Annotated in this window: 22 protein-coding genes and 1 riboswitch; of the genes, 10 read left to right on the plus strand and 12 right to left on the minus strand. The window is 72.0% G+C overall.

Annotation, left to right across the window (positions count from 1 at the left end; all coding sequences use genetic code 11):
- Positions 1-113: 113 nt before the first annotated feature.
- Positions 114-998, minus strand: coding sequence for a serine hydrolase (locus DDV73_RS13785; RefSeq protein ID WP_109507835.1), 885 nt, complete (start codon positions 996-998; stop codon positions 114-116).
- Positions 998-1,864, minus strand: a complete 867-nt coding sequence (locus DDV73_RS13790; protein WP_161962392.1) for a LysR family transcriptional regulator — start codon at positions 1,862-1,864, stop codon at positions 998-1,000. The genes DDV73_RS13785 and DDV73_RS13790 overlap by 1 nt, the downstream gene beginning before the upstream one ends.
- 81 nt (positions 1,865-1,945) lie before the next feature.
- Here DDV73_RS13790 and bla point away from each other — a divergent pair, with 81 nt between their 5' ends.
- On the plus strand, positions 1,946-2,881 hold the full coding sequence (bla, locus tag DDV73_RS13795; RefSeq protein WP_109507837.1) for a class A beta-lactamase: 936 nt from the start codon (positions 1,946-1,948) through the stop codon (positions 2,879-2,881).
- Here the strand turns inward: bla and DDV73_RS13800 are convergent.
- Complete coding sequence (locus DDV73_RS13800) at positions 2,878-4,677, minus strand: ABC transporter ATP-binding protein (protein WP_109507838.1); 1,800 nt, start codon at positions 4,675-4,677, stop codon at positions 2,878-2,880. The two genes, bla and DDV73_RS13800, sit on opposite strands and share 4 nt — an antisense overlap.
- A 121-nt stretch (positions 4,678-4,798) precedes the next feature.
- On the opposite strand from DDV73_RS13800, the gene DDV73_RS13805 reads away from it, so the two are divergent.
- Complete coding sequence (locus DDV73_RS13805) at positions 4,799-5,359, plus strand: TetR/AcrR family transcriptional regulator (protein WP_161962393.1); 561 nt, start codon at positions 4,799-4,801, stop codon at positions 5,357-5,359.
- On the opposite strand, the gene DDV73_RS13810 is transcribed toward DDV73_RS13805, so the two are convergent.
- The 6 genes from DDV73_RS13810 to DDV73_RS13835 form a co-directional block, all read right to left on the minus strand.
- Positions 5,356-6,759: a C40 family peptidase gene (locus tag DDV73_RS13810; protein ID WP_240617288.1), complete on the minus strand. Its 1,404-nt coding sequence runs from the start codon at positions 6,757-6,759 to the stop codon at positions 5,356-5,358. The genes DDV73_RS13805 and DDV73_RS13810 overlap by 4 nt on opposite strands.
- 130 nt (positions 6,760-6,889) lie before the next feature.
- Positions 6,890-8,053 (minus strand): phosphatase PAP2 family protein, encoded by a 1,164-nt coding sequence (locus tag DDV73_RS13815; RefSeq protein WP_240617274.1) that lies wholly within the window; start codon positions 8,051-8,053, stop codon positions 6,890-6,892.
- Between the two features lie 29 nt (positions 8,054-8,082).
- Positions 8,083-9,102, minus strand: a complete 1,020-nt coding sequence (locus DDV73_RS13820; RefSeq protein WP_109507842.1) for an ABC transporter ATP-binding protein — start codon at positions 9,100-9,102, stop codon at positions 8,083-8,085.
- Positions 9,102-10,757, minus strand: a complete 1,656-nt coding sequence (locus tag DDV73_RS13825) for an ABC transporter permease (protein ID WP_240617275.1) — start codon at positions 10,755-10,757, stop codon at positions 9,102-9,104. Before DDV73_RS13825 ends, DDV73_RS13820 begins: the two co-directional genes overlap by 1 nt.
- Positions 10,733-11,806: a thiamine ABC transporter substrate-binding protein gene (locus DDV73_RS13830; protein WP_109507843.1), complete on the minus strand. Its 1,074-nt coding sequence runs from the start codon at positions 11,804-11,806 to the stop codon at positions 10,733-10,735. The genes DDV73_RS13825 and DDV73_RS13830 overlap by 25 nt, the downstream gene beginning before the upstream one ends.
- Positions 11,796-11,917, minus strand: a riboswitch (TPP riboswitch). Its footprint overlaps the gene before it by 11 nt.
- Positions 11,918-11,935: 18 nt before the next feature.
- Positions 11,936-12,997 carry an MBL fold metallo-hydrolase gene (locus DDV73_RS13835; RefSeq protein WP_109507844.1) on the minus strand — a complete coding sequence of 354 codons (1,062 nt, stop codon included), beginning with the start codon at positions 12,995-12,997 and terminating at the stop codon, positions 11,936-11,938.
- Positions 12,998-13,192: 195 nt separating this feature from the next.
- Between DDV73_RS13835 and DDV73_RS13840 the strand changes: the two genes are divergently transcribed.
- On the plus strand, positions 13,193-13,888 hold the full coding sequence (locus DDV73_RS13840) for a hypothetical protein (RefSeq protein ID WP_109507845.1): 696 nt from the start codon (positions 13,193-13,195) through the stop codon (positions 13,886-13,888).
- A 29-nt stretch (positions 13,889-13,917) separates the two neighbouring features.
- Here the strand turns inward: DDV73_RS13840 and DDV73_RS29185 are convergent, their stop codons facing one another.
- Positions 13,918-14,025 carry a muconolactone Delta-isomerase family protein gene (locus tag DDV73_RS29185; protein WP_240617276.1) on the minus strand — a complete coding sequence of 36 codons (108 nt, stop codon included), beginning with the start codon at positions 14,023-14,025 and terminating at the stop codon, positions 13,918-13,920.
- A 388-nt stretch (positions 14,026-14,413) separates the two neighbouring features.
- Here DDV73_RS29185 and DDV73_RS13850 point away from each other — a divergent pair, with 388 nt between their 5' ends.
- Positions 14,414-14,929, plus strand: a complete 516-nt coding sequence (locus DDV73_RS13850) for a SigE family RNA polymerase sigma factor (RefSeq protein WP_240617277.1) — start codon at positions 14,414-14,416, stop codon at positions 14,927-14,929.
- Complete coding sequence (locus tag DDV73_RS13855; RefSeq protein ID WP_109507847.1) at positions 14,926-15,849, plus strand: hypothetical protein; 924 nt, start codon at positions 14,926-14,928, stop codon at positions 15,847-15,849. Before DDV73_RS13850 ends, DDV73_RS13855 begins: the two co-directional genes overlap by 4 nt.
- Here the strand turns inward: DDV73_RS13855 and DDV73_RS13860 are convergent.
- A complete protein-coding gene (locus tag DDV73_RS13860; RefSeq protein ID WP_109507848.1) occupies positions 15,839-16,720 on the minus strand; it encodes a LysR substrate-binding domain-containing protein in 882 nt (293 codons plus the stop codon). The genes DDV73_RS13855 and DDV73_RS13860 overlap by 11 nt on opposite strands.
- 78 nt (positions 16,721-16,798) lie before the next feature.
- Between DDV73_RS13860 and DDV73_RS13865 the strand changes: the two genes are divergently transcribed.
- Genes DDV73_RS13865 through DDV73_RS13885 form a run of 5 tightly spaced genes read left to right on the plus strand, consistent with a single transcriptional unit; the run spans position 16,799 to position 20,681 of the window.
- A complete protein-coding gene (locus DDV73_RS13865) occupies positions 16,799-18,013 on the plus strand; it encodes an acetyl-CoA C-acetyltransferase (protein WP_109507849.1) in 1,215 nt (404 codons plus the stop codon).
- Positions 18,010-18,780, plus strand: a complete 771-nt coding sequence (gene pcaD / locus DDV73_RS13870; protein WP_109507850.1) for a 3-oxoadipate enol-lactonase — start codon at positions 18,010-18,012, stop codon at positions 18,778-18,780. The genes DDV73_RS13865 and pcaD overlap by 4 nt, the downstream gene beginning before the upstream one ends.
- Positions 18,781-18,782: 2 nt before the next feature.
- Complete coding sequence (locus tag DDV73_RS13875) at positions 18,783-19,550, plus strand: CoA transferase subunit A (protein ID WP_206050881.1); 768 nt, start codon at positions 18,783-18,785, stop codon at positions 19,548-19,550.
- 1 nt (position 19,551) lies between these two features.
- On the plus strand, positions 19,552-20,199 hold the full coding sequence (locus DDV73_RS13880) for a 3-oxoacid CoA-transferase subunit B (RefSeq protein ID WP_109507852.1): 648 nt from the start codon (positions 19,552-19,554) through the stop codon (positions 20,197-20,199).
- On the plus strand, positions 20,199-20,681 hold the full coding sequence (locus DDV73_RS13885; RefSeq protein WP_109507853.1) for a nuclear transport factor 2 family protein: 483 nt from the start codon (positions 20,199-20,201) through the stop codon (positions 20,679-20,681). The genes DDV73_RS13880 and DDV73_RS13885 overlap by 1 nt, the downstream gene beginning before the upstream one ends.
- Before the next feature lie 12 nt (positions 20,682-20,693).
- Here DDV73_RS13885 and DDV73_RS27975 read toward each other — a convergent pair whose 3' ends face one another.
- Positions 20,694-20,843 carry a hypothetical protein gene (locus DDV73_RS27975; protein WP_154402765.1) on the minus strand — a complete coding sequence of 50 codons (150 nt, stop codon included), beginning with the start codon at positions 20,841-20,843 and terminating at the stop codon, positions 20,694-20,696.
- Positions 20,844-20,924: the final 81 nt, after the last annotated feature.

Here is a 20,924-nt window from a genome sequence, read left to right on the forward strand (position 1 = left end):
CTCCAACGGACTGGGGCCTGCTACCCGGCGCTCCGGTACCTACCGGGACGGGACTCACACCCGCCGGCCTGATCCAGCTTCCAGGACGCAACATGACCTCACACTAGGGCGAGTCAGGCGCGCAACGCCTCTACGGAGAGCCGGGCGGCGTGGCCGATCGCGAAGTCGGCCTCGAGCTGCACCGCCGCCGGGACCGACGAGCGGGTCAGCGCCACCACCGCGATCCGGTCCTCGCCGATCTCCACGACGCCGGCCTCGTGCCGGAGGTCCAGGAAGGTGCCGGTCTTGGAGCGGATCCGGACGCTGTCGCTGGCCAGCTCGACCGCGAGCCGGTGCATGGTCAGCTGGCGGCCGAGCGCGGCGCGCAGCCGGGCGCAGGCGCCCGGGCTGGCGACGCGGTCCGACCAGACGCGGTCCAACAGGTCGAGCAGCGCCCGCGCGGTCCCGGCGTTCGCGCGCTGGGGGTCGAGCTCCTCGAGGAGGTGACCGCCGTCCGCGGTCCGCCCGGTGGCGGCGAGGCCGAGCCCGACTCCGCTGACCGCGTCCGAGGCGCCGTAGATCGCCCGGATCTGGTGCCGGACCACGATCTCGCGGCATCCGAACCCGGCCAGCCGGCGGTTCACCTCGCCGATGCCGATCCGGTCGAGCAGCAGGTCCGTGGCGGCGTTGTCGCTGACGGCCAGGCTCAGCTGGACCAGGTCCTCCGCGGCCACCCGGCACGGGTGCCGGAACTGCGCGATCCCGGTCGGGCCGCTCGTGGCGCTGCCGGGGGTCACCTCGAACGCCTCCGCCGGGTCCAGGTCGCCGCGCTCGAAGGCGTCGTACACGACCAGCGCGATGGGCAGCTTGACCACCGACGCGAGCGGCCAGACCTGGCCGGCGCCGAATCCGAGCTGTACGCCGCTCGTGAGGTTGCGCGCCAGCAGCGACCCGTGGAGGCCGATGGCCGCCCAGTCGCGCTCGATCTCGGCGACCAGGCCGGCGTGCTCGGGCAGCATCACGGGAGATCACCACCGAGGCCGCCCGCGAGCCGTGACAGCAGCGCGGCCCGCTCGTCCGCAGCCAGCTCGCCGTCCCCGTCGAGGCGGTAGCCGCGGCTCAGCGCGAGCCCACCGAGCGCCGCCCAGGCCACTCCCTCCCGCTCGGCCTCGCCGGCCGCGGCGAGCACCGCGTCGCCACGCTCGTGCACCCGGGTCCAGGCCTCGTCCGCCGACGTACCGACGACGACCTGGTCGGCGCGCAGCCCGGCCGCGAAGCAGGCCTCGCGGAGCCGGTCCCGCACCGCGGGTACGTCGTCCTCGGCGAGCACGTGCACCGCCCGCGGCGGCAGATCGCGCTCCCGCATCGACCGCCGCAGCTGCTCGAGGAAGAACCGCGCCGCCGGCCCATGATCGTCGTGCCCGACGCCGAGCGGCACCCGGATCTCGGCCTCGTCGGGTGCCACCGCCCGCAGCCCCAGCTGCGCCGTACCGGCGCTCAGAGCGGCCACCCGCGCCGCCGGCTCGTCCTCGGCGAAGGTCACCGACCGGCCCGGCAGCCCGCGCCGGATCGCCGCCCGCGAGCGCGCCGACAGGCCGACCGGTACGGCGAGCACCAGGCCGGGCTCGGACCGCTCGAAGAGGTGGTCGATCCGGTCCGCGCGGGCCAGCAGCTCCTGCGCCAATGGCAGCAGCCGCTCGCCCTCCGCGCTCAGCTCGACCCGCCGCGAGGTCCGCACCAGCAGCGTCGTACCGAGCCGCTCCTCGAGCGCGGCCACCCGGCGGCTGGCGACCGGCTGCGGCTGGCCACAGCGCTCCGCGCCGCGGGTGAAGCTGCGCTCGACGGCTACGGCGTGGAACAGGCGCAGCGACTCGACCAGGTCCATGCCGGCAACCATACGGATTCCGCATCGATCGGCCGTCGGCGTCTTGGTCTCCGCCCGACCCGTCTGACCACGCTGTCCGGCATGGACTCCCGACTTCCTTCACCTCAGACCTCCCGCCGGACCGTCCTCACCGCCGGTGCCGTGCTAGCCGCCGGCGCCGTCGTCGGACCTGCCGCGGCCCGCACCGCCCCGATCACCACCCCGAGTGCCTCCCCTGGCAACGATGCGATCGCCGAGATCGAGCAGCGCCACGACCGCCGGATCGGCCTGTACGCCGTGAACCTGCGCACCGGCCGCGAGCTCGCTCACCGGCCCGACGAGCGGTTCGCGATGTGCTCGACGTTCAAGACGCTGGCGGTCGCCGCCGTGCTCGCCGGGCGGCTGGTCACCCCGGACCCGCACGTGCTCGGCCGCCGTGCCTACTACCCGCCGTCCATGGTCACCGGCGTGGGCTATGCGGCGCGGATGCAGGTCTGGCAGGAGCAGGGCTACGCCCCGACCGTCGCCGAGGTATGCGAGGCGGCCCAGTCCGACAGCGACAACGCCGCCGCGAACTGGCTGCTCCAGCAGCTCGGCGGCCCCGACGCGATCACCCGCCTCGCCAGGGAGCTGGGCGACTCGGTCACCACGCTGACCCGGTGGGAGCCCGAGCTGAACGCCTGGGAGCCCGGACAGCAGATCGACACCACGACACCGCGGGCCATGGGCGGGAGCTACGTCGAGCTGCTGCTCGGCCGCACCCTCGACGGGCCGGACCGGCGGCGGCTGACCCGCTGGATGCTGGCAAGCCGCACCGGCGGCGCGGCCCTGCGCGCGGGTCTGCCGGCGGGCTGGCGGATCGCGGAGAAGACCGGCTCCGGCGCCTACGGGACTCGGAACGACGTCGGCATCGCGTGGACCGACGGCGACGTACCGATCCTGATCAGCTGCCTGACCCGGTCGACCGAGCCCGGTGCACCGACCGTGGATGCGCCCCTGGCCGACGTCGCCCGGCACTGCGCCGAGGTACTGGCCTAGCCCGACACCTCCACCGGCGCGTGCGCGGCGATCCGCAGGGCGGCGACGAGCTCGGCGTACAGCTCGTCGCTGCCCAGCAGCTCGTCGTGGGTGCCCATCGCCCGGATCCTCCCGGCCTCCAGCACCACGATCCGGTCGGCGTCGAGCACCGTGGACAGCCGGTGGGCGATCGTGACCACCGTGCCGCGCTCGGCCTGGCGGCGGATGCCCTCGGCGACCGCCGCCTCGGTGAGGCCGTCGAGCTGGGCGGTCACCTCGTCGAGCAGCAGGATCTCGGGCGCGGCGACCAGCGCCCGGGCCAGGGCGATCCGCTGCCGCTCGCCGCCGGAGACCGTGGTCGGGGAGAGCTCGCTGTCCAGCCCGTCGGGCAGGGACCGCACCCGCTCGGTCATCCGGACCACGTCCAGCGCCGCCCATAGCTCGGCGTCGTCGGCCTGGGGAGCGGCGTACGCAAGGTTGTCGCGCAGGCTGCCGGGCACCAGCGGCGTGTCCTGCTCGACGTAGGCGATCCGGCCGCGCAGCTGCGGCAGCGGCCACTCGGCGTACGGCGTCCCGTCCAGCAGCATCACTCCGTCGTCGGGGTCGATGAATCGCAGCAGGAGCGAGAACACCGTTGTCTTGCCGGCACCCGACGGGCCGACGATCGCGAGATGGCCGCGCCGGGGGACGACCAGGCTGACGCCGTCGAGGGCCGGCGGCGCGCCGTCCCGATAGCCGAAGCGGACGTCGACCAGCTCCACCGCCGCCGCTTCGGAGTCGGCCGGCGGCGCGGGCCGATCGTCCTCGACCGGCTCCAGCTCGAGGGAGACGACCTCGTGGATCCGCGCAGCGGCCGCAAGCCCCGACTGCAGCGCGGTGAGGCTCATCGTCAGCATCATGACCGGCCAGGTCAGCCCGAAGAGATAGAGCAGGAACGCCACCAGCCCGCTCACCTCGAGCGCGTCCTGCGAGACCCGGTACGCGCCGTACCCGAGGACGAGCATCACCGCGAGGTTCACGCCGGCACCGGTGATCGTCCATGCCGTCGTCTCGATCCGCACCGCTTTGACCGCCTTGACCGCGGACCGCTGGGCGTAGGCGCCGATCCGCTCGCTCTCCCGCTCCTCGGCGCGGCTCGCCTTCACCGTCCGCAGTGCCCGGAGGATGCCTTCGAGGCGGCCGCCCATGTGGCCGATCTCGGCCTGCGCCTCTTCTTGGGCGCGCGCCAGCGCCGGCATCAGCAGGATTGCGAGTACGGCGACGCCGATGATCACCGCCAGCGTCGTCAGCAGCAGGGGTACGTCGAGCACTGCCATCAGCACCAGGGCGCCGACGATCGAGATCACGCCGTTGCTGCCGTAGACGATCGTGGTCGTGGTCGCCTCTCGGATCAGCAGCGTGTCGGAGGTGACCCGGGCGACCATCTCGCCGCCGGGCCGGTCGTCGAGCTCGGACACCCGCACCCTGAGCAGGTGACGAACCAGGCCGGTGCGGGCGGTCAGGATCACCCGCTCGGCCAGGGTGCCGAGCAGGATCCCTTCGATGAGACCGATAAAGGTGCCGGCCACCAGGAGCAGGGCGAGCACGGTCACCGGGCCTTGCAGCGACGCATCGGTGGCCAGGCCGTCGAGGATCTCCTTGGTCACCATCGGGGTGGCCAGCTCCGCGGCGGTGCCGGCGAGGCCGAGCCCGACTCCGATGGCCAGGACCCGGCGGTGCGGGCGGACGTACTGCCATAGCAGGGCCAGCTTCTCGCCGACGGGCAGCTCGGGGGTCTCGCCCGGGTCCGGGCGGGTGACGGGTACGGCGTACGACACAGCGATGCTCCTCGATCAGTTTGGTGATCAGCGCAACCAGGCTTGAGTCGAGAATAGGACATCAATGTCTCAAAATTCAACAAGAATGTTCTATTACGAACCACGCGGATACGATGCGGCCATGACAGAGACAGGGATCCGCCAGCGCACCCGCAAGGCGATCCTCGACGGCGCGCTCAGCGTCTGGGCGCGCGACTTCACCGCCACGCTGCACGACATCGCGGACGCCGCCGAGGTCAGCCGCAGCACCCTGCACCGCTACTTCCCCGACCGCCAGTCGCTGGTCGACGCGGCCAAGGACGCGGCAATCGCGGCGCTCGAGGAGTCCGGCGTCCGGGCCGTCTCGTCAGGCAGCGACGCCGCGGACCAGCTCGACGCGATGCTGCGCGCGACGGTCGACGTCGGCAACGCCGTGATCTTCCTGTTCTTCGACCCGAACCGCTTCGCCGACATCTGGGAGGGCGACGACGCCGAGGACGCCCATAGCGAGCTGCGTGAGATCGTCACCCGCGCCCAGGCCGACGGAGCGGTGGCCGCCGACGTAGCGCCCGACTGGGTGATCAACATGTTCTACGCCGTGGTCTACACGGCCGCGGAGTCGGTCAACGATGGCGCTCTCCCGCGCCATCGGGCGGGCGAGGTCGCGTCGCGGACCTTCTTCGGCGGGCTCGGCGCGCGCTAGGGGCGGGCGAAGAAGCTCGGCGCGATCCAGTAGTACATCGACACCTCTTCGACGTTCCGACCGGTGCGCGGGGCGTGGATGATCATGCCGTTCCCGGAGTACAGCGCGACGTGGTAGATCGAGTCGGGGTTGCCGTTGTCCGCCCAGAAGACGAGGTCGCCCGGGCGCAGGTTGCGTGACGAGATCGGTGTCGACTGCCGGTACTGCTCGACCGAGTAGTGCGGCAGGTACTTCCCGCCCGCGCGCCACGCACCCATCGTCAGTCCGGAGCAGTCCCAGGAGTTCGGGCCCGCCGCGCCCCACTCGTACGGCTCCCCGATCTGCGCCCGCGCGAACCCGATCGCGCGCTGCGAGCCGGACGCCGGCGGAGGTGGCGTGGGGTCGGGCTGCGGCGGCGGGTCCGGGTCGGGCTCCGGCTCGGGCTCGGGATCCGGCTCGGGGGCCGGCGGGTTGGTGGGCTCCGGGTCCGGCGAGGTCGTTGGAGCGGGCGGATCGCTGGGCTCCGGGTCCCGCGTGGGCTCCTCGTGGCCGGCCTCTTCCTGCGCCGCGGCCGCTGCCTCCTCGGCCGCCTGCTGCTCGAGATCGCGCTGTCGGTCCTCGGCAAGGGCAACCGAGATGTCCTGCAGCCGGGCCAGCTCGGCGATCAGGTCGTCCTTCTCGGTGGCGACGACCGCTGCCTCGGCACTCGCGTCCGCCTCAGCGTCGCGGGCCTCGTCGCGCGCCGCGGCAGCCTCGTCGGCGAGCTCCTTCGCATCGGCCCGGGCGTTCTCCGCCCGGGTCGTGGCGATGGTGGCGAGGGTGGCGGCCGCGCGCACCTCGCCGTACCCGCTCTTCAGGGCACCCTGTGCGGCGTGCAGCGTGTTCGACCGCTCCATGACGCCGTCGACGCCGTCGGCGTCCATCATCGCGGAGAGCGCGGTCAGCTCGGGGGCGAGCGCGTACGACGCGGCGAGGGACCGACCGTAGGCGACCTGGTTCCGCTTCAGGCCGGCCTCGGCGCGGCGCTCACCGGCCTCGGCCACGCGCACCTTCTTGCGCGCCTGCTGCAGCTCCCACCGCGCACCGTTGTAGGCCTCGGCGGCCTTGGCGGCCTCGATCGCGGCGTTCTGGAGCCGCTGGTTGGCGAGCACCAGGTCGGCCCGGACGGCGGCGACATCGCGGGCCTTGACCCGGGCCGCCTTCCGGGCGGCGTCCACGTCCGCCTGGCTGGGGGCGTCGTCGGTCGGGTCGGCGTGGGCGACCGAGCCGGCCAGGCCGAGCGCGGCGACGACGGCGAGTGCCGACGCACCGGCGACCGACGTACGGATCGGTCCGCCGCTCCGCCCGCCCCTCCGCCAGCCCCGCATCGCCCGCTCCTTCGAGTCTGAGGCCTCGGATCCCGCCTCGTTTGCCAGCCTCATCACCCGAGGCACTCTGTGCACGCTAATGCTCTTGAGTCACAAGCGAAACAGTTTTCACAGAAAAGTTCATCTGTCACGGCGTGTCGGCTTGACGAACTACATCGTTGTAATTCGCGAACGTGCGCTGGAGTCAGCGCTTGTCGAGCGAGAGCTCGCTGTCGTCGGGGTCGTCGACGACCTCGGCGGTCACCTCGACGGACACCTTGCGCAGGCGGACCTTGCGCGGCTTGCGCTCGCGCTCCTCATCGTCCACGGGTACGACGGAGGTCGTGGTCGTCGGATGCGAGGCGAGGCCGAAGCGATCGAACTTCTGGCCGCTGGCTATCGCGCCCAGGTAGAAGGCGATCAGCGCGATGACGACGCCGGCGATGTCGTCGGCGACGTAGTGCCAGCCGAAGTAGAGGGTCGCCACGATCGTGATCGCGAAGTTGATCCAGAAGACCCAGTGCAGGACCCGTGAGCGGATCGTGTACTGCACCATCAGCGCCACCAGCAGGGTGATCGCGACGTGCAGGCTGGCGAAGCCGGCGACAGAGTTCACCGCCCCGGCGTACTCATAGAACCGGAAGGTGGTGCGCCCGTTGAACAGCGCCTCCATCAGCTGGGTGGCGCCGGTCTCGTCGAGGTCGCGGTAGAGCCACGGGTACTCGAAGCCGGGGCCGAGCGTCGGCATCATGTAGTACGACGCGGTGCCCAGCGACCAGGCGACGCACTGCGAGGTGGCGAACCAGTATCCGAAGGACAGGTTGCGCGACCACACCAGCCAGGCGGCCAGTGCGAGCGGCACCAGTGGCAGGAACCACAGGTAGATCGTGGACAGGAAGTGCGCCACGATGCCGGAGCCGAACAGGTCGTGCAGGACGATCGCCGGCTCGCTGCCGAAGAAGAGCCAGCGGTCCATCAGGTGCAGAGAGCGGTCGTAGTCGTTGCGAGTCTCGAGGCCGCGGACGAACGGCAGGAACGACTTCAGGTTCCGGTAGCTCACATAGGTGATGTAGAAGCAGACCAGGCCCATCACCACGAGCAGGAGACGGTCGCGGGTCCAGTGGCTGCGCAGCCGCTCCGCCGCGACAGCCTTCATCTTCGCCGGGTTGCCACGCGTCACCCAGAGTGTGCGCGGCAGCAGATCGAGGAGGAGCGCACCGAGGACGATCAGCGGCAGGCGAATCCAGGCCGGGCCGAGGAACCCCTCAGGGTCGATCAGCGGCCGATTGATGCTGATCGAGGTAATCACCGCGAGCGACCCCATGATGGTTGCAACCCCAACGAGGAGTACGTAAGCCCTGCGATGCACCCAGGCAGTCTAGAGAACCGGGCAAGGCATTAGTCCACCGGTATTGCGGCGAGGCGCGTCCGATCGACATTGAGCCGGACCTGTTCGCCCGCTCCGGCGGTGTGGGTGCCGAGCGGAGCGACCGCGTCGAGCACCCCGAGATCGGGTACGTCGACCTCCAGCCGCAGCTGCTCCGGTGTCACCCGCGAAGCCACCACGATGCCGGCCAGCGGACCGTCGTCGGACACGGTCAGTGCGGACCTGCGCAGCGCCACGGCGGCACCGGTCGGCAGGCCTGCCGTGGTGAGCACCCGGTCGGCCGCCGCTCCGTCGAGCACCCGCGCGTAGCCCAGGAACCGCGCCGCGTCCGGGTCGGCCGGCTGCGCCCAGACCTCCTCGATCGGCCCCTCCTGCACGATCCGGCCGGCGCGCATCAGCGCCATCCGGCCCGCGACCGTGAACGCCTCATCATGGTCGTGAGTCACCAGCAGCGCGGTGGTCCCCGCCGTGGCCAGGATGTCGCGCAGCTCGGCCGCCAGCCGCTCGCGCAGCGTCTTGTCGAGCGCCGACAGCGGCTCGTCGAGCAGCAGCAGCCGAGGCGAGACCGCGAGCGCGCGGGCCAGCGCGACCCGCTGCCGCTCGCCGCCGGAGAGCGTGTCCGGCCGCCGGTCGGCGTGGTCCGGCAGGCCCACCAGCTCGAGCAGCTCGGCCACCCTCGCGCGCACCTCGGTTCGCGGCGTACGGCGCAGCCGGAGCGGGTAGCCGACGTTCTCGGCCACGCTCTGGTGACCGAACAGCTGGCCGTCCTGGAACATCAGTGCGAACCCGCGCCGGTGCGTGGGTACGCCGACGAGGTCGGCGCCGTCGAAGAGGATCGACCCGGACTCGGGTTCCTCGAGTCCGGCGATCGCTCGCAGCAGCGTCGACTTCCCGCACCCGGACGGACCGAGTACCGCGAGCACCTCGCCCGCAGGCAGGTCGAGCGAGACGTCGTCGACGGCATCCTGACCGTCGTAGGCCACGGTCAAACCACGTACGCTCAGCGCCGCCGCCTGCTTCAGCTCAGCCATCACACGGCTCCGATCGTCGGCACCCGCAGCCGTTCGACCGCGAGCATCACGATCGCCGTCGTGGCCGCCAGCACCACCGAGGCGGCGAGCGCCATGCCGTAGTTGTCCGCGCCCGGATGTCCGAGCAGCCGGAAGATCACCACCGGCACGGTCGGCTCCTGCTCGCGCACCAGGAACGACGTCGCGCCGAACTCCCCCAGCGACGCCGCGAACGCGAAGCCCGACGCCGCGAGCAGCGGCTTCCACACCGCCGGCACGTCGACAGTGAGTACGGCGCGCAGCGGAGAGGCCCCGAGCGAGGCGGCGGCCTGGCGCTGCCGATCGTCGATCCCGGCGAGGACGGGCACGATCGTGCGCACCACCAGCGGCAGCGCGACCAGTGCCTGGGCGATCGGCACCAGCATCGGCGAGTCGCGCAGCTCCAGCGGCGGACGGTCGAGCGTGATCAGGAACCCGAACCCGAGCGTGACCGCGGAGACGCCGAGCGGCAGCATGAAGAAGCCGTCGAGGAGCCCCCGCACCCGCCGTTCGGCTCGCGATCGTGACCGGCGGGTGACCACGACCGCGACGAGCAGCCCGAGGGTGAGCGAGATCCAGGTGGCGTCGAACGCGGTCCGCAGCGAGGTGCCGAGCGCGTCGGTGACAGGTACGAGTAGTGCGTCGTTGTCCCCCTTCGTCGTGAGCTTGCGGAAGTTGTCGAGGCTCCACGAGCCGTCGACCGTCAGCGACCCCGCGACCAGCGTCCCGATCGGGAGCCCGACGAGCAGCAACGTAAATGACGCCACCGACAGTGCCGGCAGATCGCGCACCCGCACCCGCTGCGCGGGCGCCGTCACCCGCGCCGTACCGCCGGACGGCGTCGCCCGGGTCCGCGCCGCGACCAGCAGCAGACCGACGACCACGACCAGCTGCAGCACGCTCAGTGCAGCCGCGGCCTGCAGGTCGAGGAGCTGGGTGGTGAGCAGGTAGATCTCGGTCTCGACGGTCGCGTAGCGGAGCCCGCCCATGGTCAGCACCACACCGAACGCCGTCGCGCAGAACAGGAAGACCACGCTCGCCGCCGAGACCAGTGCCGGCCGCAGCGCAGGCAGCGTCACCGTCCACCAGACCTGCCACGGTGAGGCACCGAGCGCGGCGGCCGCCTCGCCGGGCCGCCGGTCCAGCGACTCCCAGGCGGCGCCGACCGCGCGGACGACGACGGCCACGTTGAAGAAGACCAGCGCGGCGATGATGCCGAGCGCAGTGCCCTCGAGCCCGAGGAAGGCCAGCGGTCCCGACTCCCCGAACAGCTCGCGGAAGGCGACTCCGACCACGACGGTCGGCAGCACGAACGGCACCAGCAGCGCCGCACGCACCACCGAGCGTCCCGGGATCCGGAGCCGGTGCAGCACGTAGGCGGTGGGCACGCCGAGCAGCACTGCCAGCGCGGTCGCCGAGGCCGACGACCAGACCGTGAACCACAGGACCCGGTGCACCCGCGGCCGGCGTAGCACGTCCAGCACCCCGCCCGGGTCGAACGACCCCTCCGGCCAGAACCCGCGGGCGATCATCCCGCTGACCGGCAGCACGAAGAAGACGCTCAGCACCGCGACCGGCAGCAGCGCCAATGCGGCGAGGGTGAGGTGGCGGCTCAGCGCGTGGTGACGTCGCGCCACTCGGTCAGCCACTGCTCACGGTTCTCGGCGATCTCGGCCGGGTCGACGGTGTGCGGGTCGGTGGGCTGTACGGCGAACTTCGCCCAGGTGGCCGGCAGCTCGACGTTCTCGTCGACCGGGAAGACGTACATGCTGTCCGGCAGCGCCGCCTGCACCTCCGGCGACAGCAGGAAGTCGATCAGCGCCCGCGCGCCCTCGGGGTTGTCGGCGCCCGCCAGCACTCCGGCGTACTCGGTCTGCGGGAAGCAGGTGTGCAGCAGCGCCTTGGTCGTCGACGACGTGCCCGCCTCGTCGACGGTGAACGCCGGTGAGGTGTCGTAGCTGAGCACGATCGGCCGCTTGCCCTTGCCGCCGCCCTGGCTGAACTCGCCCTGGTACGCGCTCTCCCAGCCGTCGACCAGCAGCGTGTCGTTGTCCATCAGCTTGGCCCAGTACGCCGGCCAGTCGTCGCCGTACTCGGCGATCGTGGTCAGCAGGAACGCCATGCCGGGCGAGGACGTCGCGGCGCCGGGAACCACGAACCGGCCGCGGTAGACCGGCTTGGCCAGGTCGTCCAGCGTTTCGGGCTCGGGGAGCTTGAGCTTCTCGAAGTAGCCGGTGTCGATGTTGACGCAGACGTTGGCGTTGTCGATCGGCGTGAGGTGGTCGCCGATGTCCTCGAGGACGTACTGGTCCGCGCCCGCGGGCAGCTTCGCGGCGTACTCCTCGAAGACGCCCTCGTCGACCGGACGGCTCGCGAAGGTGTTGTCGACGCCGAACGCGACGTCGCCGATCGGCGAGTCCTTGGTCAGCACCAGCTTGTTGGTGACCGCGCCGGCGTCGCCGCTCGCCAGGATCTCCAGCTGGAGGCCGCTGTCCTTCTCGAACTTGGCCTGCAGGTCCTCGGGCAGCGCGAACGAGTCGTGGGTGACCAGCTTGACGGTCGTGGAGCCCGAGCCGGACTCGTCGGCGGACTTGTCGTCGTCGCCGCCCATCGTCGAGCAGCCGAGCAGGCTGCCCGTGAGAGCGAGTGATGCCAGCGCCGCGAGCGCGCGCGCAGGGTGGTACATGGTGACTCCCTTCGCCGGTGCTAACCGGATCAGGTTCGGAGGGTCTGCGGCCCCGTGGGTCGAACTCAGCCGCACTCTCAGCACGCCGGGCGTGCTCCCCTGTCTGTCGAACTTGCCTGGACCGCCAACCTACTCCGGAGGCCGCTGGTACACGAAGCCGCCTTGGTCGGGGGTGCGAGTGAGCTCACCGCGCGCGACCAGCAGCTCGAGGTGGGCGCGGGTCTCCAAGGTGGCCAGGGCGGCGTTGAAGAGGTCGAGGTCGCGCATCCGCCGCTCGTGCCGGGTCCACGGCAGCTCCAGCGCGACGTCGTACGCCGTCCCGCCGCCGGCGGGCAGCGCGGCCAGGCAGAGGGCGAGCCGCTCGTCGTGGTGGACGACGAGCTCGTCGACCCGGGCGTGCGAGGACGGTGCGACCGGGCCGTGCGCCGGCAGCAGGGTCAGGTCGGGCAGCGCGCGCACCTTCGCCAGCGAGCCCAGGAAGTCGCCGAGCGGCTGCGCGGCCAGCACCGGCTCGAAGCCGATCGACGGCGTGATCGTCGGCAGCACGTGGTCGCCGGCGAACAGCAGCGACGCGGCCTGGTCGGCGAAGACGAAGTGGCCCTGGGTGTGCCCGGGGGTGTGTACGGCGTCCAGCGCGCGGCCGTCGACGTCGATGGTGTGGTCGCTCTCCAACCAGGTGTCGGGGTACTCCCACAGCGTGAGGTCGGGGGTCATGCCCTCGCTCATCTTGGCCCAGGCGTCGGCCATCTTCACCGCGCCGGCGTCGCGCATCATCTGCAGGTGCGGATCCTCCTCCGGCCGGTTGTCCTCGTCGAGAATGAGGTCGAGGGTCGGCTTGTCGCCCAGCCCGAGGCTGACGTGCGCGCCGATCTCGCGGCGTACCGTCACAGCCTGGGTGTAGTGGTCGCGGTGCACGTGGGTGACCAGGAAGCGGTTGATGTCGGAGACGGCGTACCCGATCTCCTTCAGCGACCGCTCCAGCAGCGTGCGCGCCTCCTCGATCGCCCACCCGGCGTCGATCAGGGTCAGCCCGCGGTCTGTCTCCAGCGCGTAGACATTGACCGCGCGCAGGCCGTCCATCGGCAGCGGCAACGGGATCCGGTGTACGCCGGGGGCGACCGGCCAGGCACCGGGCTCGGTCCAGTGCGGCTCTTCGGCCCTCGACGGGTCGGGCAGGGCGGCGTCGCTCATCCTCGCACTCTACGAGGATGTGGCTAGAACACGTACTAGTTCAGGGTGTGCCGCGCCTCACGTTGCTGGCTGCTGTTGTGTCCCCGCAGGTCGACCGATGTCGCGGCGCCACCAACGGATATCGGAGCAGCCTTGTGAGCGGCGCGCGGCGGCGCGACACTGGTAGGTGGGGTTGGACATGTGGTGGAGGCCGCCATGGACACGCTCGAAACCAGCATTACCGCGACCCACGAAGTGCTCGCCGCGCGGCTCGCGACGGCGGAGGCGCGCATGCCCACGCTGGCGCGCCCGCGCGACCAGTACCCGGCTACCGACACCTTCCTGGCCAGCGTCAGCCGACACAACTCTGCCGCGAACGCGGTGCTGGTTCCGCTCGTCCGCAAGCGCCTACCGAAGGGGCACGCCCGTGCGGCTGAGTTCGTCCATCAGAGCAAGCGGATGGAGCGGGCGCTGTTCCAGGTGAAGGCCAAGCTCTACGGCTCGTCGTACGCCATCCGCATCCCGTGGCCCGAGGTATGGGCCGAGGCGCGCCGCGAGTTCGAGGCGACCTGGGAGCTGGAGCACCGGATCGTCGACGAGCTCGCCCTGCTGCTGCGGGCCCCCGAGCGGCACCGGATCGCCGAGGCGATGTACGTCGCCGAGCTGCGCGCGCCGACCCGGCCGCACCCGTTCGTCCCGCACCAGGGCGTGACCGGCAAGGTCGCCCGGCGAGTGGCCCGTCAGATCGACCGGTTCTGGGACGCGACCGAGGGCCGGATGATCCCCGAGCCGGTGCGCACCCACGACCGCGAGCACCAGGGCCGACTCACCCAGTACCTCCTCGCCGACCCGCACCTCCCGGACGAGCCACCCGACTCCCCGAAGCTCCCGCCGCCGCGTGAGAGCGACTGAGTCGCGCACTTCCCAGGATGGTCCGACCGTCAGTCGGGCGTGACCAGTAGTCTGCTCGACAGCTCATCGTTGGAGGCGACGTCGAAGATGCTGATGTTGGCGTACTCGCCGACGATCCGCCACAGCTGCGGCCACACGCCCGACCGCTGCAGCTCGAACGGCGTCCGGGTCGACCTCGACGCCGAGGCCGGACGGCTGCAACAGCGCGCCGTCGACGTACGACATCGGCGTCCGTAGGATCCCCACGGGGACGGGCTGCACGACCAGCTCCACGCCTGCGGCCACCAGCCGCGGTAGATAGGTCTTGGCGGTGAGCACGTCCCATCGCGCGCTGCCGAGCTGGGGCCAGACGGTTTTGGTGATCCAGGTGGGTCAGTAAACCAGGCGTTAGTGACACACCTGGATCAGCAAGACCGTACCCCCTGCGGTCGAAGCAGCGGCTGCACAGCCGCAGTCCGGCAGTGACGATCCGGCGGCCCATCACGTCATCCTGGGTAAGGCGTCGATGCGGGAAGGCGGCACGGGGTGGCCACTGAGGAGCAGTTCAGCGAGTTTGCCCACTCGGTCGCCCCGATGCTGCATCGGACGGCCTGGCTGCTGACCAGCGACCGGCACGCCGCCGAGGACCTGGTGCAGGACACGCTCGAGCGGATGTACGGCGTGATGCGGCGCCGCCGACGGCTGGACAACCCGGCGGGATACGCCCGCACCGTGCTGGTCCGGCTGCACGTCGACCAACGGCGACGACGGTCGTCCACCGAGGTGGTGATGTCGGAGCTGCCCGAGGCCGGCACCGAGACCGACCGGAGCGGCGTGCTGGCGTTGCAGGCGGCGCTCGACGAGCTCGGCCGGCAGGACCGCGCGGTGGTGATCCTGCGGTACTACTTCGGGCTGTCGGTGGCCGAGACGGCACGCGAGATCGGCATCTCCGACGGCGCCGTGAAGATGCGCGCCACCCGCGCGCTCGGCCGGCTGCGCGAGCGGCTCACCGACGTCGTCGTACCTCACGAACCCGACCCCGCCCACGGGAGGCGACCATGACCGACGAGCTTGCCGACCTCATCCGCGCTCTCGAGGACGACCGGCCGGCCCTCGGCGACGACGTCATCGACGCCGGGATCCGCGCCGGACGTCAGTCCCGGCAGCGTCGTCGACGCCGTACCAGCGTCGTGGCCGCTGCCGTGTCTGCAGCCGCCGCGATCGGCGTTGCCAGCTGGATTGCGCAGCCAAACGCACCGGTTCCGGCCCCAGTGCCGACCCCTGATCCGGCCAGCGAGCTCGGCGACATCGTCGAGATGAGCGACGCCGGCGAGCCGCTGCTCTCGTGCGGGGACAGGAACGGCTGGCCGGCGTCGGTGATGGCCGACGGGCGCCCGGGCCTGCTAACCGACGCAGAGGCGCGGCGTACCTTCCAAGGGATGCTCGACGACCCGCGCATCAGCACGGATGTGCCGTTCCGCGACAGCGGCGACGTCGAGTGGCGAGTGCTGGACGGCGACGCTCACCGCCTCACATTGGGACTCGGCCGGTGGACCGAACGCGGGCCTGAGGGCGACGACGCGAACTATCTCCTCCTCGAGCGCGAGGGCGGCCGGTGGGAGGCCGTCGGCTGGGGCGATTGCCAGCTGGCTCCGGTGACGCGAGATTGGCAGGCGTGGGCACAGATCGAGCGTCGGGACGCCGCGCCCGGGAGTACGTCGGTCACGATGCGCGTCTCCGACTGCTACGGCCGCGACCTCGGCCCGATCCTCCAGGAGCCGGTCGTCGAGGAGCGGCCCGACGCGGTAGTTGTCTACTGGACCGTGAGCGCCGTGGACGGCCCCACCGCCGATGTCGGCTGCACACGCACTCCCAGTGTCGACCGCACGGTGCGGCTCGACGCGCCGCTCGGCGACCGGCCGCTGCTGGACGGATCGAGCTACCCGCCTGCGCCGATCGGCCGGACCGGCGCTACCGACTGAGCGAGGTCAGGACCGCCAGCGCCCGGGACAGATGCGGGGCGTCCTCGGCGGCGCGGGTCGCGGCCGCCAGCTCGACCCGCCCGCCGCCGACCAGCGGACGGTAGGTGGCGCCGGCAACGCCGAGCCGCGACACCGGCTCGGGAACCACAGCGACGCCCAGCCCTGCGGCGACGAAGGTGACCAGGGTCGAGGTCTCGCCCACCTCCTGCCGCACCCGCGGCTCGAACCCGGCCTCGCGGCACAGGGTCGCCACCAGCCCGCTCATCACCGACCGGCCGCGTCCCGGGTGGACGATGAACTCCTCGTCGCGCAGGTCTGCGATCCGGAGCCGCTTGCGCTGGGCCAGCCGGTGGCCGTCGGGCAGCGCGACGATCAGGCGGTCCTCACGCAGGTGGCGCAGCCGCACCCCGGCGTCGGCCACCGGCGGCCGGAGCAGTGCCAGGTCGATCTCGCCGCTCAGCAGCGCATCCACCTGGTCGGGTACCAACATCTCGCCGCGGAAGGAGAAGTCGACCGCCGGCAGGTCCTCCCGGAGCCGGCGGGCCAGGCTGGGCAGCAGGCTGTACGTCGCGGAGCCGACGCAGCCGACCACGAGCCGGCCCACCAGGCCTGCGGCTACCCGCTGCGCCTCGGAGGTCGCCGACTCGACATAGGCGAGCACGGCCCGGGCCCGGTCGAGGTACGCCGCCCCCGCGGCGGTCAGTTCGACCTTGCGGGTGGTGCGGTGCAGCAGTTGGACGCCGAGCTCGGACTCGAGCTGGCGGATCTGCTGGGACAGCGGGGGCTGGGCCATGTGCAGCCGCTCGGCCGCCCGGCCGAAGTGCCGCTCCTCGGCGACGGCGACGAAATAGCGCAGGTGACGAAGCTCCACGGATCCATACTTGCAGGCTCTCAATGCTGAGGAAATGAGTACTTTTCTCTCTCGGCGACTCCGCTTAACGTCATACCCATGGACGACGTCGTGATCTGCCACCCGCTCCGCACCCCAGTGGGCCGCTTCGGCGGGGCCTTCGCGTCGCTCTCCGCCGCCGACCTGGCCTCCGGCCTGCTCGCCGAGCTGGCCCGGCGAGCGGGGCTGCAGGAGGGCGACGTCGACGACGTCGTACTCGGACAGTGCTACCCGAACGGCGAGGCGCCGGCGATCGGCCGGATCGCCGCGCTGGACGCCGGCCTCGACACCGCCGTTCCCGGAGTCCAGGTTGACCGTCGCTGCGGCTCCGGGCTGCAGGCGGTCCTGTACGCCGCAGGCATGGTCGCGACCGGCTCGGCCCGGCTGGTGGTGGCGGGCGGCGCCGAGTCGATGTCGCAGGTCGAGCACTATGCGCTCGGGCTGCGCACCGGCGTCCGCGGTGGCAGCGTCGAGCTGGCCGACCGACTGGTCCGAGCCCGCGAGACCGCGGGCGGCCGGGACCACCCGGTGCCGGGCGGGATGCTGGAGACCGCCGAGAACCTGCGCCGCGAGTACGCCATCGCCCGCGAGGAGCAGGACGAGCTCGCGCTGCGCTCGCAGCAGCGGGCCGTCGCCGCCCACGACGAGGGCCGGTTCGCCGACGAGCTGGTGCCGGTGACCGTCCCAGGCCGCCGGGGCCGGCCGGACGTCGTCGTCGACCGCGACGAGCACCCCCGCGCCGACACCACGCTGGAAGGTCTGGCGGCGCTGCGGCCGGTGCGCGCCTCGCTCGATCCGGAGTCGACGGTCACCGCCGGCAACGCCAGCGGCCAGAACGACGGCGCGGCCATGTGCGTGGTCACCACCCGGTCCGAGGCCGAGCGCCGCGGCCTGCAGCCGCTGCTGGCGCTCCGGTCATGGGCGGTGGCCGGGGTCGGGCCCGAGGTGATGGGCATCGGGCCGGTCGCCGCCACTGCCGCGGCACTGGACCGGGCCGGGATCACGCTCGACGAGATCGACGTACTGGAGCTGAACGAGGCCTTCGCCGCACAGGTGCTGGCCTGCCTGCGCGAGTGGAAGGTCGACGCGACCGACGACCGGCTCAACCCCAACGGCTCCGGCATCTCGCTCGGCCACCCGGTCGGCGCGACCGGGGCCCGGATCCTGGCCACGATGGCCCACGAGCTGCGGCGCCGCGGTGGACGCTACGGGCTGGAGACGATGTGCATCGGCGGCGGCCAGGGGCTCGCCGCGGTCTTCGAGGCCGTCTCATGAGCGCGGTCGCGGTCAGCCACGTCGTCACCGGCCGGCCCGACGGCCCGGTGGTGGTGCTGTCGAACTCGCTCGGCGCGACTTGGGAGATGTGGGACTTCAACCTCGCCGAGCTCGAGAAGCACTTCCGGGTGGTCCGCTACGACACCCGCGGCCACGGCGACTCCCCGGTGCCGGCCGGCCCGTACGACCTCGACGACCTCGCTGACGACGTCGTAATGCTGCTCGACGACCTCAGTGTCGAGCGGGCGCACTTCGTCGGCCTCTCGCTGGGCGGCATGACCGGGATGCGGCTCGCCGCGCGCGAGCCGGACCGCGTCGACAGGCTGGTGCTGCTGTGCACCTCGGCCCTGCTCGAGCCCGCGTCGGCCTGGTACGACCGGGCGGCGCTGGTACGGGCCGAGGGCACCCGCGCGGTCGCCCCGGCGGTGGTCGGCCGGTGGTTCACCGCCGGCTACCGCGAGCGCCATCCGCGCCGGCGGCGATACGCCGAGTCGATGGTCGCCGGGACGCCGCCCGAAGGCTACGCGAGCTGCTGCGAGGCGATCGCGACCATGGACCTCACCACCGACCTGGCATCGATCAAGGCGCCGGCCCTCGTGATCGCCGGGGCCGACGACCCGGCCACCCCGCCGGACCACCTGGCCCGGATTGCCGACGGGATCGCCGACGGCCGGCTGCTCGTCGTACCCGACGCGGCGCACCTCGCCAGCGTCCAGCAGCCGACGGCGGTCACCTCCGCGGTCCTCGAGCACCTGGTGGCGTCGTGAGCCTGGACAAGGTGGTCGGATCGGCGGCCGAGGCGGTCGCCGGCATCCCGTCCGGCGCGAGTCTCGCGGTCGGCGGGTTCGGGCTGGCCGGCATCCCGTGGTTCCTGATCGAGGCGCTGCTGGACCAGGGCGCCACCGAGCTGACCGTGGTCTCCAACAACTGCGGCGTCGACGGCGCGGGCCTCGGGCTGCTGCTCGAACGCGGCCGGATCGCGCGGGTGATCGCGTCGTACGTCGGGGAGAACAAGGAGTTCGCGCGCCAGTACCTCGCCGGCGAGCTGCACGTCGAGCTCACCCCGCAGGGCACCCTCGCCGAGCGGCTGCGAGCCGGCGGTGCGGGGGTGGGCGCGTTCTACACGCCGACCGGTGTCGGCACGCTGGTCGCCGAGGGCGGGCTGCCCTGGCGGTACGCCGCCGACGGCTCGGTCGCGGTCGCCTCGCCGGCCAAGGAGCTGCGCACCTTCCAGGGCCGCGAGATGGTGCTGGAGGAGGGCATCGTGACCGACTACGCGCTGGTCCGGGCCGCGGTCGCCGACCCGGCCGGCAACTGTGTCTTCCACGCGTCGGCCCGGAACTTCAACCCGAACGCCGCGATGGCCGGGCGGGTCACCATCGTCGAGGCGGAGCGGCTGGTCAGTGTCGGCGAGCTCGCGCCGGACGACGTACACCTGCCGGGCGTGTTCGTGCAGCACGTGGTCCCGCTGACGCCCGAGCAGGCAGCCCGCAAGGACATCGAGAAGCGGACCACCCGGCCGCGGGCGGAGGTCTGAGATGGCCTGGACCCGCGACCAGATGGCCGCCCGCGCGGCCGCCGAGCTGCGCGACGGCGAGTACGTCAACCTCGGCATCGGGCTGCCAACGCTGATCCCGGCGCACCTGCCGGCGGGCTCCATGGTGACCCTGCACGCGGAGAACGGGATCCTCGGCGTCGGGCCCTTCCCGTACGACGACGAGGTCGACCCCGACCTGATCAACGCCGGCAAGCAGACGGTGACGGTGGTCCCGGGGGCGTCGTACTTCGACTCCGCGGCCAGCTTCGCGATGATCCGCGGCGGGCACATCGACGTCGCGGTCCTCGGCGGGATGCAGGTCGCGGCCAACGGCGACCTGGCCAACTGGCTGGTCCCGGGCGCGATGGTCAAGGGCATGGGCGGCGCGATGGATCTGGTCAGCGGCGCCCGCCGGGTCGTCGTACTGATGGAGCACCTGACCCGGACCGGCGAGCCGAAGCTGGTCGCGTCGTGCAGCCTGCCGGTCACCGGGCGCGGTGTGGTGGCCCGGGTGATCACCGATCTCTGCGTGGTGGATGTCGGGCCTGGCGCGTTCGAGCTGGTCGAGCTGGCGCCCGGCGTCGAACTGGCCGACGTTCTCGCCGCCACGGCCGCACCTGTGACCGACCGGCGGCCGGCGGTGGCGTGATGGACCTCGAGGCGCGGGTCCGGCGGCTTGAGGACCTGCACGAGATCGGCCAGCTCCGCGCCCGCTACTGCCAGTACCTCGACGACGGCCGCTGGGACGACCTGGTCGAGCTCTTCACGCCCGACGGCACCTTCGCCGGGCTGTCGACGGTGACCGGTCGGGCGGCGCTGCGGGAGTTCTTCGCCGGTCTGCGGGAGGGGTCGCTGCAGGCGTGGTGGCACTTCAGCAGCAACGAGACCATCGATCTCTCCGGCGACGTGGCCACCGGCCAGACCTGGCTGGACCAGCCCTGCGTGGTCGACGGCGTCGCGCACATCGCCGCCGGCCGCTACACCGACCGGATGGTGCGCTGCGACGACGGCCGCTGGCGCTTCGCCGAGCGCCGGGTCACCTTCTTCTTCTGGTCGCCCCTCGCGGACGGGTGGCAGGCCGGCCGCTACGACTACCCGCCCGCCGCCCACGCCGCCGACGCAAACAGATAGTGCTTAGGGGCGCTACGGCCGCTCTTTACGTAGGAGCTCGAGTTCCTCGCTCGTGAGCGGCTCGGCCTGGAGTGCGTAGTCGAAGTTCTCGACCCTAGGCCCGAAGATGGTCAGCTTCTCCTCGGCCTCGGTCTGCTCTTCCTCTTTCGGTTCCGGAGACATCGCGACACTCCTCATATTTGGGATGGATCGCCCATTTTACGTGCGTGGAGCCGTACCTGGGCTTCTCACTTCTGGCCTGCG

It is taken from the genome of Nocardioides speluncae (assembly GCF_003121585.1).
In the GTDB taxonomy this organism is placed as follows: Bacteria; Actinomycetota; Actinomycetes; order Propionibacteriales; family Nocardioidaceae; genus Nocardioides; species Nocardioides speluncae.

Bases quoted from the DNA above. Each gene is read 5' to 3' on its own strand.
- DDV73_RS13785 (WP_109507835.1), bottom strand. From the start codon at position 998: ATGCTGCCCGAGCACGCCGGCCTGGTCGCCGAGATCGAGCGCGACTGG.
- DDV73_RS13790 (WP_161962392.1), bottom strand. From the start codon at position 1,864: ATGGACCTGGTCGAGTCGCTGCGCCTGTTCCACGCCGTAGCCGTCGAG.
- bla (WP_109507837.1), top strand. From the start codon at position 1,946: ATGGACTCCCGACTTCCTTCACCTCAGACCTCCCGCCGGACCGTCCTC.
- DDV73_RS13805 (WP_161962393.1), top strand. From the start codon at position 4,799: ATGACAGAGACAGGGATCCGCCAGCGCACCCGCAAGGCGATCCTCGAC.
- DDV73_RS13810 (WP_240617288.1), bottom strand. From the start codon at position 6,759: ATGAGGCTGGCAAACGAGGCGGGATCCGAGGCCTCAGACTCGAAGGAG.
- DDV73_RS13820 (WP_109507842.1), bottom strand. From the start codon at position 9,102: ATGGCTGAGCTGAAGCAGGCGGCGGCGCTGAGCGTACGTGGTTTGACC.
- DDV73_RS13830 (WP_109507843.1), bottom strand. From the start codon at position 11,806: ATGTACCACCCTGCGCGCGCGCTCGCGGCGCTGGCATCACTCGCTCTC.
- DDV73_RS13835 (WP_109507844.1), bottom strand. From the start codon at position 12,997: ATGAGCGACGCCGCCCTGCCCGACCCGTCGAGGGCCGAAGAGCCGCAC.
- DDV73_RS13840 (WP_109507845.1), top strand. From the start codon at position 13,193: ATGGACACGCTCGAAACCAGCATTACCGCGACCCACGAAGTGCTCGCC.
- DDV73_RS13855 (WP_109507847.1), top strand. From the start codon at position 14,926: ATGACCGACGAGCTTGCCGACCTCATCCGCGCTCTCGAGGACGACCGG.
- DDV73_RS13865 (WP_109507849.1), top strand. From the start codon at position 16,799: ATGGACGACGTCGTGATCTGCCACCCGCTCCGCACCCCAGTGGGCCGC.
- pcaD (WP_109507850.1), top strand. From the start codon at position 18,010: ATGAGCGCGGTCGCGGTCAGCCACGTCGTCACCGGCCGGCCCGACGGC.
- DDV73_RS13880 (WP_109507852.1), top strand. From the start codon at position 19,552: ATGGCCTGGACCCGCGACCAGATGGCCGCCCGCGCGGCCGCCGAGCTG.
- DDV73_RS13885 (WP_109507853.1), top strand. From the start codon at position 20,199: ATGGACCTCGAGGCGCGGGTCCGGCGGCTTGAGGACCTGCACGAGATC.
- DDV73_RS27975 (WP_154402765.1), bottom strand. From the start codon at position 20,843: ATGTCTCCGGAACCGAAAGAGGAAGAGCAGACCGAGGCCGAGGAGAAG.